Below are 12,285 nucleotides of genomic sequence, written 5' to 3'. Positions count from 1 at the left end.
GCCATTTTTATCCATTAAAGAATCAACCTTATTCGCAGATCAGTGTTTAGTGTCTCAAAAGATTAAAAAATTTTTCATGGATGTAATTACAACACTTTTAAAGTGTATCTAAAGCAAATTAAATCTTTTAGTTGCGTATGGATTTTAAAACACATGGTGTATATTTGATCTGTCAGAGCTTAATCCATCGAATGCTTTGTTATCTTAAAAGACATGAGGTTGAGCAATTACATTATGTTGTTTTGGTCTATGCACTTTTTTCTAAATGGGGAAATTTAAATTTGAAATTATGGAGTGCGAATAATGCAGCGCAAATTTAAATTAAGTTTTTATGCATTAATGACCAGTGGTTTTTTTATCAAGATTGCGAGTGCAGATGGAGGGGCGATACCAAGAGAAAAGTTATTCATTCCAGTAAGTATCAGTGAACATCTAGAAGAGACAAGAAAGTTGTTATCGGAAGTGAGGGGATTAAAAGAAAAAAAGGGGGGATCAAAAAGGATAGAGAATAAACAGATAGTAGAAGGAAGGACGTTTTCAGAAGAGGAAAGGAAGAGATTAGAAAACCTATTCTTTGAAGTACTCACAAATTCAATAATAAGTGATGGTGCTACTGTCTATATTACAAACCGTGACTCTGAAGATTCTGAAGTAAATAGCTTTAATTATGAAGATGCAGGCTATTCCATCAATAATACGGTTCAAGAAGGTGGAAAACTCTATATTGATGCAGCAAGTGTTAGCAGGGATACGACAATTGAGAGTGGTGGGATTGAGTTTGTACAAAACCTGAGCATTTCAGAATATGCCACTGTTAAAAAAGGTGGTAAACAAATTGTTGAGAGTGGTGCAAATTCAGAAGGTACTAAAATTTATGGTGGTGATCAGATTATTTTTGGTAAGGGAATCTTGGGAGATGGTTTGTCACGTAAAGATAAAGAAAGTAGTGCTTATAACACCGAAATTTATGCTGAAGATGGAATGCTAGGAATACAAAGTGTCTATAGTGGGGGGATGGCTATTGACACAAAGGTTATGAAAGGAGGTATCCAGAATCTTGATGGTAAAGAGAATTTTAATAATGGATTCTTAGGAGACACTGATACAGCTGGTATAGAAAATGAGGATTTTACAATCAATGAGGGGGCTTTTGCACTTAGTACCGAACTTTTTAAAAATGGTGCGCAGAATATCTTAGCAGGAGGGAATGCAAGCGAAGTTACTTTATATGATAGAGCTACTCAGAAGATATATGATTCTGGATACGCGGATAATCTAACAATTAATCATCAAGCACAATCATGGGTTTTTGCTGGTGCAATATTAGATAAGGATACAAATGTTAATGATTTTGGCACCCTCTATCTTTATGCTGGGAATGGTGAAGCGGTTACGGAAGTAGAAAAGCTTATTTTAAATGGAGAAGATGCCAAGCTATACATTATTGCTGTTGAAGATAATGGCAAAAAATCTCAGGTTAATATCCAGAATGTAACTGGAAGTGGCAGGGTTATTTTTACGTCTTCTGGAGCTGATAAGCATTACTCTAAGCTTAATATTGATGATCTATCAGGTTCTTTACATTTTGATTTTAATGTAAACTTCGCCAAGCATCTTAGTGATTATCTTGTCATTAAAGAAAGTGATTCAGGTTATCATACAGTCAGTATTATTGATTCTGGAGGTGAGGTTACAGCCCCTTCCCACAAAAAGCTTAAATTAATTTCCGATCATAGTGGAAACGCTCATTTTACTCTAACAAACACTTTTGGTGAAAAAATCAGAGCTATTGATGCCGGAACCTACATGTACAGTTTGAAACAGAGAAAAAATGAGAGCAATGGTAAAATTTGGTATTTAGATGCGAATTATGCCCTTGATGAGACAAATACCTCTTTATTTTCTGATTTTAGCTTGCAACCATCTGCTATGGCTTCATTATCAAATGATCTCACAGAACGCACAATTGAAAAGGGAATGATTGTTACGATTGCTGATCCTAGCTTCAATAGTAACAGTGAGAAAGTTGATAGCAATGGAGAAACTTCAATTAGTAATATAGTTAAAGATGGTGGAAAGCTCTCCATTTATAACGGTGGTTTTAGTTTGTATACGACAATTCAAAGAGGCGGTACTGAGCTTATCAGAACGCAGGGTCTTTCACAGGATAGCACAGTTAAGAGAGGGGGAAAGCAAAAGGTTGAAGATGGGGGGAAAGCTGAAGGGGCTAAAATTTACGGTGGTGAGCAGTTTGTTTCAGGAAAGTCTGATATCAAAGGTGAGATGGTAAGGAGTAGCGCTTATGACACTGTCGTTTCTGGTAAAAATGGAGTGCTAGGATACCAGAATGTGTATGATGATGGAGAGGTTTTTAGCACAAAGATCATGGAAGGGGGGGGACAAAATCTTTTTGTGGAAGAAGATCTAGACCATTATAGCAGTTTTGCATTTGATACGAAGATCTTTTCTGGTGGAGAACAACACGTTTTAGCGGGAGGAATCGCGATTGGTGTTCTCTTACAAGGAAATGCTTTCCAAGCAATAGATTTAGGGGGCTATGTAAAAGATTTAACGATGAAGGATCAAGCACAATCGTGGTTACATTCTGGTGCAACATTAGAAGGAAACACCATGATTCATGATTCTGGACGAATTTATCTTTATGCTGGTGCTGAGCGATCTCGTACTGAAGTAGAAAAAATTGTTTTAAATGGCAAAGATACCACATTATACTCTATTGCTTCCAGGATGGATGGTGAAAGCTCTTTGATTGAGGATTTAAGCGGGAATGGACGCGTTATTTTTACTTCTACCGTGTTTAATCCACATTACTCTAAACTTGAGGTCGGTAATCTTTCAGGTAATTTACATTTTAGGTTTAATACTAATTTTGCAGAACAGCGCGGTGATTATCTTCTTATAAAAAAAGGAGCAGGTCATCACACTATAAGCGTTATCGATTCTGGTGTTGAAATGACCAATTCTCTTCTACAAAATCAGAACTTAGTTTTGGAGCTTGATTTAATTCATGATCAAAGCGGAAATGCGCATTTTACTCTGATAGATTTTTTGGGTGAGGAGATAGCTACTGTTGATAATGGAGTCTACATGTACGCTCTCAAGAAAAGAAATCATAACGGTGGAAAGATTTGGTCTTTATCGACACCATCTACATCGGAAAAAATTTCTACTCCTATCTTTCCTCCATCTCATACGGAGTTGCCTATAGATAAATCTTTTGAGCAAGAAAAGTATAGTTCTCCTTCGGAAGATTCTATAGCCAATTTTGATACAGGTGATTTCAGTTTTTATGCAGAGGATTTCATTACTGCTACAGGTGAAAAAATTTTGCAAAACTCCATACTCGGTGACAATAGCATAGTTTATATTGCTGGTGATGGAGAAATGGATGATTTTAAATTATCCATTAATAATACAGTTCCAGAAACTGCAACACTCTATGTTGAGACTGGTGGTTTTAGTAAGAATACAACAATTGAAAATGGTGGTTCAGAGATTGTAGGGGAACAGGGGATCTCAGAACTTACGATTATTTACGAGGGTGGAAAACAAAGAGTGGAGGGAGGAGGATCTGCATTGAGAGCTGAAATTTATGGTGGGGAGCAGCTTGTTTTCGGAGATGGTTATGTAAATGGTGGAATTGTGGGGAGCAGCGCTTATAACACGACACTTTATGGTCAAGGTGACACGCCGGGACAGCAGAGTGTATATGATGGTGGGATGGCTATGGGGACAAAAGTGATGAGTGGAGGAATACAAACTCTTGCTAGATGGTTCGCAGATGATGATGATTTTATACAAAAGAGTGGTGGATTAGCCGTGAATACTGAGGTTTTCGCGGGTGGGGTACAGCGGGTATTAACAGGGGGAGAGGCGGATATTGTGACTTTACACCGCCATGCTGCCCAAGAAGTTCATGTCGGTAGCATTGTAAAAAATCTAACAATTAAAGAAGGAGCCAATTCATGGGTTTTTGCTGGTGCGATGTTGGAAGGAAAAATAAAGATTCATGATTTGGGGCAAGTCCATCTTTATGCTGGAAATAATAGTTTTTATACTGAATATAACAATTATCAGACAACAGTAGACGATATTAATTTAGAGGGAGAAAACGCTAAATTATACTCTATTTCTACTGGATACGGAAATACAGAAACCTATATCAAGAAGCTAAGCGGTGTGGGAAATATTATTTTTACTTCTACAGAATCCGATTTACATTACTCTAAGCTTTATATTGATAATCTTTTTGGGAGTCTACATTTCGATTTTAATGTCAGCCTTGCAGAAGGAGAGGGTGATTATCTCTTTATCAAGAATGGCCGTGGTTTTCACACAATAAGTATTTTAGATTCCGGTATTGAAATTGTTGATCCTTCTTCAACAGAACTTGATTTAATTGTTGATCAAAGTGGAGGAGCACATTTTACTCTGAGAAACTTTTCTGGTGCAAATATTAAAACCATTGATGGCGGAACCTATACGTATGGTTTAAAACAGAGAATTGATGAGGCTGAGGGTGAAAAGGTTTGGTATTTATCTGCAGTATTTATTGATAATGTTTCATTTCTCAATAGTTTGCCACGTAGTAGGAGCAGGTCTGCGCGGCATTTAAATCAAAATCAACAGGTTTCTTTTCTTTCAACGATTGCAGCATCACAAGAGCATGCTATTAAATTGCCACATCGAAGAAAAAACCGCCAAAAATTAAGGCAAAAATCTCCAGCTTCTGTATCTCTGACTGTTTCAACTCTTGGAAGTCAAGTTATTGAAGGGGCATATCCAGAAAGTTCTCTTCATTTTTCAGATAGAAAACAACAAACTGCTGTTTCAGAATCTTCTCAATCTTTAGCCGATCAAATGATTTTGCGTTCAGTTGATACAGAACAACCTTCTCCACAATTGAGAGAGGCACTTTCAGTTTCTCAGTTTTTAACAACGCCTTCTACAGATGCGGTATTGTCTATGTCTGTTGCTCCAGCGATGGTGTTTCACAATGAAATGCAAACCGTGCGTGCGGGCAGAGGAATTCTAGATAAAAGTAAAAAGAATGCAGCTTTATGGACCTATGCGATCAAGTCTAAAGAGAGTATTGCTACAGAGCATATAGATTTTAAGTTGGATCAGACAGGTATTGTTTTAGGGATCAATAGTGTAAGCGAGTGGGAAAATGGAGAGTTTTATATAGGTGGTTTTGGTAGTTATGACCGCGCACGCATTGCGCATGCACGGGGTGGTATGAGCGGTATCAATACTTATGGCATTGGCGCTTATGTCACTTATTTGGATTATAGTGGATGGTATCTCGATGGTATTTTAAAATACAATCATTATCAGAATACTCTAAAGGCAGTTTCAACGAATGGTTTAGGGATTGAAGGAAGTTATAGGCAATGGGCGGTGGGCACCTCCTTTGAAGCAGGTTATCGACTTAAGACGTCAAAGAGCAGTTGGTTGCAGCCTTATGGACAATTTACATGGTTGCAAGTTGAGGGTAAAAAAATCAAGTTATCGAATGACATGACAGGTGACATGCGTCCATTCACTTCATTACGCAGTGAGGTTGGCATGTCTTTGGGATATGAATTTGGTTCTCACATGGCTTCCTCATCACTTGCGTATATTACAGCAGCATGGTTGCGTGAGAATAAAGATGACAACCATACATTGATTAATCAACGGCATTCATTTACCACAGACTTATCGGGGAATGCAGGTAAGTTAGGAGTAGGTTTGAGCAGTTTGGTGAGTGAGAAGTTAAAGTTATATGGTGAGGCACATTATATTAAAGGACGTAAAACAAAACAGTCCCTTCAGGGTATTTTAGGTGTACGCTATAGTTTTTAATTATATGGTTATTTTTTAGTTATCTTTAAATGTATGATTGTTTTTAAAGGTCTTTAATGAAAGCTCATAGAACAATTTTTCAGAGCATGCAGGTACGCTTTTCATGATAAGCTGTATACCCTTATATACTTTATTATGCATTGCTTTTTTCTTTGATAAGAAAACTCCGAGAAAATGCTAAAGAAGCACTATAAAAACGCCCTTATATTCTTGATCAAAAAAGTATTAAAAAAACTGTAAAGAACAGTTTTTTACGAGATAAGGAGGATTTTTAAGAAGGATTGTTTACAATCTAAGGTTGAAAATATGTTTTGTAGAGCTAATTACGTTTAGTGTCTATGCAGGCGTGAAGGGGGGAGGATATGGCTCTACAATATAAATGGAAACGACATTGTTGGATACTCATGTTGAGCAGCTGTTTTGTGCAAGCTGCTGCTGCAAATGAGGGTGATACAGCACTTTTTTGTCAATCTTCAAGTTATGAAAATGATAAAGTATTTCAAGATCAATACAATGAGGATATGAAAACAGGTAGATGCATACTTGGAGCCTCTAATGATGCCATGATAAGAACGCGCAATGAATTAGACTTTTTAAAAAAGCCTAGCGATTTTGTTGAGGATAAGGGCGTTAGAGTGTTTGCGATTCAACAAGAGCTTGACAGCAGTCATCGTGACAATGTTGGATATAATGCACAACAACAAAATATTGCGTTTCTTAAAAAACCTGAACTTATCTTTATTAAAGATGGGGCAATGTTAGAAAATTATGTCCTTGATAATGAAGGTAAAGCATACATTTCAAATGATGGTGAGAGTGATAGTCCAGGGCGATCCATTAATAACACAGTAAGGAATGGTGCAGAGCTTTATGTGTATGCAGGAGGGCTCAGTGAGAATAGTAAAATTGAACATGGTGGAATTGAAAATGTTCAGGCTTTAAAGGGGAAACAAGGTTTTTCGAAAAATGCTGTTGTTGAAGAAGGCGGGCACCAAAGTGTTGGAAATGGAGGAAAAGTAGAGGGGACTAAAATTTATGGTGGCGAGCAGCTTGTTTTCGGCGAGGGGGATATTGGAGGAGAGGTTAAAGGGAGTAGTGCTTCTCATACTGTCATTTATGGTCAAGATGAAACTCTAGGCCACCAAAAAGTATATGATGGCGGAAAAGTTTGGAATACGAAAGTTATGCGAGGGGGTGTCCAAGAGGTTGGCAAAAAGTCTCAAAGTGCAAAAAATGGTGGTTTTGCATTTGACACAGAAGTTTTTGGTGGTGGTAAACAACGTATCTTAAAAGGCGGTCAGGCTATTGGAGTCACTTTAAATGAGAGTGCTATTCAGGAAATATATACTGATGGATCTGTAAAAAATCTAACAATGAATGATCAAACAAAATCATGGGTGCATGCTGGAGCAACATTAGAAGGCAAGACACAGGTAAACCATTCTGGGCAGATTCATCTTTATGCTGGGAATGATCAACATCGTACCACAGTAGAAGATATTATTTTAAATGGAAAAGATACAAAACTGTACTCTATTACTGATGAGTTTGATGGAAAAAGTTCTTTGATACAAAAATTAAGTGGTGAAGGGAGTGTTATTTTTTCGTTTACAGGTTCTGATCCATATTATTCTCAGCTTCATGTGAATAATCTTTCAGGAAATTTACATTTCGCGTTCAATACGACGATTGCCCATAATCGTGGTGATTATCTCTTGGTTGAGAAAGGCTCTGGAAGACATACAATAAGTGTTGCTGATTCTGGAGTTGAAATCACGGATCCTTTTTCAAATAAGCGTGATTTAATTACGGATAAAAGTGGTGGAGCGCATTTTACACTAACAGATCTTAAGGGTGACAAAATTAACGCCATTGATGGTGGAACTTATATGTATGATTTGAAAGAAAGAAAGGATGAAAATGGAAAAGTTTGGTTTTTATCGGCAGATCGTCTCAGTGGACCAGAAACCTCTATTCCAGATCCGACAAATCCTTTTTTCCCTGGTGAAACATCAACAACCCCCTCTACAGATGCAGTGTTAACATTGTCCGTAGTTCCTGGACTTATTTTTAACAATGAGTTGCAAATTGTACGGAATGGTAGAAAAATTTGGGACAGAAATAAGAAAGATATCGAACTATGGACTTATGGGATTAAGAGCAGAGAACGTGTTGCGACAGGCCATACACACTTTAAGCTTGGGCAAACAGGTTTAGTCTTTGGTGCTGATCAGTTGAATGAATTAAGGCATGGAGAGTTGTATGTCGGTGGTTTCGGTAGTTATGATCAAGCACGTATTTCTCATGCACGAGGTGGTGACAGCGATTTGAGCTCCTATAGTATTGGAACTTACGCAACTTATTTTGATCATCGTGGATGGTATATGGATGGTGTTTTGAAATATAATTATTACCGAGATAATTTGAAAGCCATCTCAACGAATAATTTAGCTATTCAAAGTCATTACAATCAGTGGGCGATAGGTGGATCATTTGAGATTGGTTGTTATTTTGAACCGGCACAGAATACTTGGATGCAGCCTTATATCAAGCTAACAGGTTTGCAGGTTGAAGGTAAAAAAATAAAACTTTCCAATGGAATGATAGGTGATCTAAGCCCATTAACTTCATTCCGCAGTGAAGTTGGATTAACTGCAGGGCATGAATTTTTTGTGAATTCAGAAACTTCATTAACAGCTTACATTATGGCAGCTTGGTTGCGTGAGAATATAAATAATAATTATACGACAATTAATAACCAGTATAAATTTATTACAGATTTATCAGGCAGTGCGGGTAAATTGGGAATTGGTTTAAACGGTACGGTCAATGATAAACTAACACTTTATGCGGAAGCACATTATCTAAAAGGACATAAGATTAAGAATGCTCTTCAAGGTATTTTAGGATTACGCTATAGTTTCTAAATATGTATGTGCACGGCTGATTAATTTTACAAATGTAATTGCTTTGCAAGATTAAACAGATAACGCTCGATTTTGTCTTCTCGAGAGTGTAGAGATCTTCTCAAACAGTAAGGATATCTTTATACTCGCCTTTGAAGGCAACATACTGAATTTATAATAATAATTCATTTCTATGCATGTTGAATGAGAGTCCCGAGTATCATAGGATTCTCTTATTCCAAATCTGTTTATGTTGAATCAATCAAAATTATTACTTGGCACATCACAAGCAGGATGAACGTGTAGATAAAAACTATACGAGAAAGGAGTAAAAATGTCTCTTATGAATCGTCTCTAGTGTCAAGGGCTGTCACAACATTGGGATGACAAAGTGTATGATGATATCGGCTCGCTTCTTCATAAGCGTAAAGATTGGGGGCTCAATGGCTTTACCGGTATACCCATTCATGGATGACGTCGCAAAATAGGTTTGGGTGCGTTGAGAGGTGTCTCTTTAAAACAAGCGCGTGAATGTACAACCCAATGGCGTTCTGTGTTCCGTGAAGGACGTGATCTCGTTAGGCACGAGCATTTTTTTCATCTAACTTCAAATATTGCAAATTGTTCCTTGAACTCAAGTTAACAATTTGAATTTTATTCATATTTTCTGCCTTAAGTTAGAACTTTCTAACTGCTCATAAAGAAACAACTTAAAGTTGTTTATGTTAAAAAATACACTTTAAAAGTGTTTTTAAACATAAATAAAACACATTACGATACAATCTAGGGCGAGTTACCTACGTAGCCGTGGGATATTTTTCTGAATAATTGAGAGTGGAGTGTCGATAATGCAGTATAAACATAAGTTAAGTTTCTCAGTATTGATGATCAGCAGTGGTCTTGTACAAGTTGCAAGTGCAGTTGAAAGCAGGAATGGAGAGTTAACAATAGTAGAACATGTAGGAAGTGGAGCAGAGATACCAAAAGGATCAGCACTCATTACAAATAATTTTCCCAGTAGTAAGAGTAAAATTGGAGATGGCAGTGTTGAGATTGTTGAAAATGGAGCAACTTCTGTAGGTTCCACTATTGAAAAAGGAGGGATGCAAATAGTTACACGCGGAGGAAATGCTATAGATGCTAAAATCCTTGGTGGTAAGCAGTTTATTCATGAAGAAAAAGGTCTTGATCTTACAAGCGAGGAGAGAAAAAGTAGTGCATATAATTCCACAGTTTCTGGTGGTGGAGGGGCAGTGGGACAGCAGAATGTGTATGATGGAGCGTGGGTTTGGAATACGAAAGTGGGAAATAACGGAGAACAAAATCTTTACTCGGGAGAAAGAAAAGAGGGGGGGAAATCAATATATGCTGAGGTCTCTGGAAATGGGAGACAGCACGTCTTAGCGTTAGGAGAATCTTATGCTACTACTTTGAAAGATCACGCTATTCAAGTCGTATACCCTCAAGGGTTTGTGGATGGTCTGACTATTAACAGCTCTGCTAAATCGTGGCTCCATGTTAGGATACAAGATGTCCTTGGAGAAGTAAGGGTCAATGATCACGGAGAACTTTATTTATTTGCTGGTGATAGGACAAATCATACGACTAAGAAAAAAATTCCTATAGAAAGAAGAGCTGAAGAAACAATATTTGAGGTTGGTGAACGAAATATAGGAGAAAAACCTCAGATTGAAATTGAAGATTTAGGGGGGCAAGATGGGACTGTTATTTTTACTTCTATCCCGTATGATCCACGACATATTTCACTTCATGTTGAGAAACTTTCAGGGAATTTACATTTTCGATTTAATATTAGTGCTATGGGGGATTCGAGTGATTACTTGTCGATTGATGAGGGCGCAGGTAATCACAAAATAAGCGTTGCAGATTCTGGTCGTGAAATTACAGGTCTTCTCTCACAAAAGAATAGTTTGGTCACAGGGATTAATTTAATTACTGATAGAAGCCACAATGGAGGCGCTAATTTTACTCTGGCAGATTTTTCGGGTAAGGACATTACAGCTTTTGATGGTGGAGCCTATCAATATCAATTGCTGAAAAGAGATAGATGTGCTGATTCTAGTGGTAGTGCTACAATTTGGTATTTAGGAAGAGCCTCTGAAGGTACGACACGTTCGAACACTGAAACACAGTGTGTAAACAAGAAAACGAAGGTTCCTCTTGCATTATCTGATCAAGGCGCTTCTTCTAGAGGAAAAAATACAGGCTCTCGTAAACCTACTACAAAACAACCAGCTAAACCACGACCTCCACGTCATTTAAGAGGGGTACAGAATGTCTCTAGTGTTTCTGTATCTCCCTCTCAAGAAAATCAAACTCTTGTAGCGTTACCTCCATCAGGTCTTCATCCTCTTTCTGATAGAAAACAACAAACTGCTGTTTCAGAATCTTCTCAATCTTTAGCCGATCAAATGATTTTGCGTCCAGTCCATAAAGGACCACCTTCTCCACAATTGAGAGAGACATTTTCAGTTTCTCAGTTTTTAACAACGCCTTCTACAGATGCGGTATTGTCTATGTCTGTTGCTCCAGCGATGGTGTTTCACAATGAAATGCAAACCGTGCGTGCGGGCAGAGGAATTCTAGATAAAAGTAAAAAGAATGCAGCTTTATGGACCTATGCGATCAAGTCTAAAGAGAGTATTGCTACAGAGCATATAGATTTTAAGTTGGATCAGACAGGTATTGTTTTAGGGATCAATAGTGTAAGCGAGTGGGAAAATGGAGAGTTTTATATAGGTGGTTTTGGTAGTTATGACCGCGCACGCATTGCGCATGCACGGGGTGGTATGAGTGGTATCAATACTTATGGTATTGGCGCTTATGTCACTTATTTGGATCATAGTGGATGGTATTTAGATGGTATTTTAAAATATAATCATTATCAAAATACTCTAAAGGCAGTTTCAACGAATGGTTTAGCAATTGAAGGAAGTTATAGGCAATGGGCGGTGGGCACTTCCTTTGAAGCAGGTTATCGAGTTCAGACGTCAAAGAGCAGTTGGTTGCAGCCTTATGGACAATTTACATGGTTGCAAGTTGAGGGTAAAGAAATCAAATTATCGAATGACATGATGGGTGACATGCGTCCATTCACTTCATTACGCAGTGAAGTTGGCTTGTCTTTGGGATATGAATTTGGATCTCGCATGGATTCCTCATCAGTTGCGTATATTACAGCAGCATGGTTGCGTGAGAATAAAGATGACAACCATACATTGATTAATCAACGGCATTCATTTACCACAGACTTATCGGGGAATGCAGGTAAGTTAGGAGTAGGTTTGAGCAGTTTGGTGAGTGAGAAGTTAAAGTTATATGGTGAGGCACATTATATTAAAGGACGTAAAACAAAACAGTCCCTTCAGGGTATTTTAGGTGTACGCTATAGTTTTTAATTATATGGTTATTTTTTGATTGATCTCAATGTGTGTAGAAGGATTTTCAAACCTAGAACGAAGTGTCTAGGTTCGTCCTCTTTAAAGAAGAA

Annotated in this window: 3 protein-coding genes and 1 pseudogene; all 4 read left to right on the top strand. The window is 37.7% G+C overall.

Features of this window, described 5'->3' with window-relative positions:
- The first annotated feature begins 303 nt into the window (after positions 1–303).
- The 4 genes and pseudogenes from bafA (ACFIK6_RS01560) (at position 304) to bafA (ACFIK6_RS01545) (ending at position 12,193) form a co-directional block, all read left to right on the top strand.
- Positions 304–5,868, top strand: coding sequence for a BafA family autotransporter (gene bafA / locus ACFIK6_RS01560; protein WP_375677288.1), 5,565 nt, complete (start codon positions 304–306; stop codon positions 5,866–5,868).
- A 362-nt stretch (positions 5,869–6,230) separates the two neighbouring features.
- Complete coding sequence (bafA, locus tag ACFIK6_RS01555) at positions 6,231–8,795, top strand: BafA family autotransporter (protein ID WP_375641485.1); 2,565 nt, start codon at positions 6,231–6,233, stop codon at positions 8,793–8,795.
- 313 nt (positions 8,796–9,108) lie between these two features.
- Positions 9,109–9,366 (top strand): annotated as a pseudogene (locus ACFIK6_RS01550) (Arm DNA-binding domain-containing protein); the annotation flags it as partial.
- 256 nt (positions 9,367–9,622) lie between these two features.
- A complete protein-coding gene (gene bafA / locus ACFIK6_RS01545; protein WP_375641484.1) occupies positions 9,623–12,193 on the top strand; it encodes a BafA family autotransporter in 2,571 nt (856 codons plus the stop codon).
- The last annotated feature ends 92 nt before the right edge of the window (positions 12,194–12,285 follow it).

Source organism: Bartonella sp. AS69XJJH, assembly GCF_042195585.1.
Lineage (GTDB): Bacteria > Pseudomonadota > Alphaproteobacteria > Rhizobiales > Rhizobiaceae > Bartonella.
This window is presented reverse-complemented; position numbering and strand designations above follow the sequence as displayed.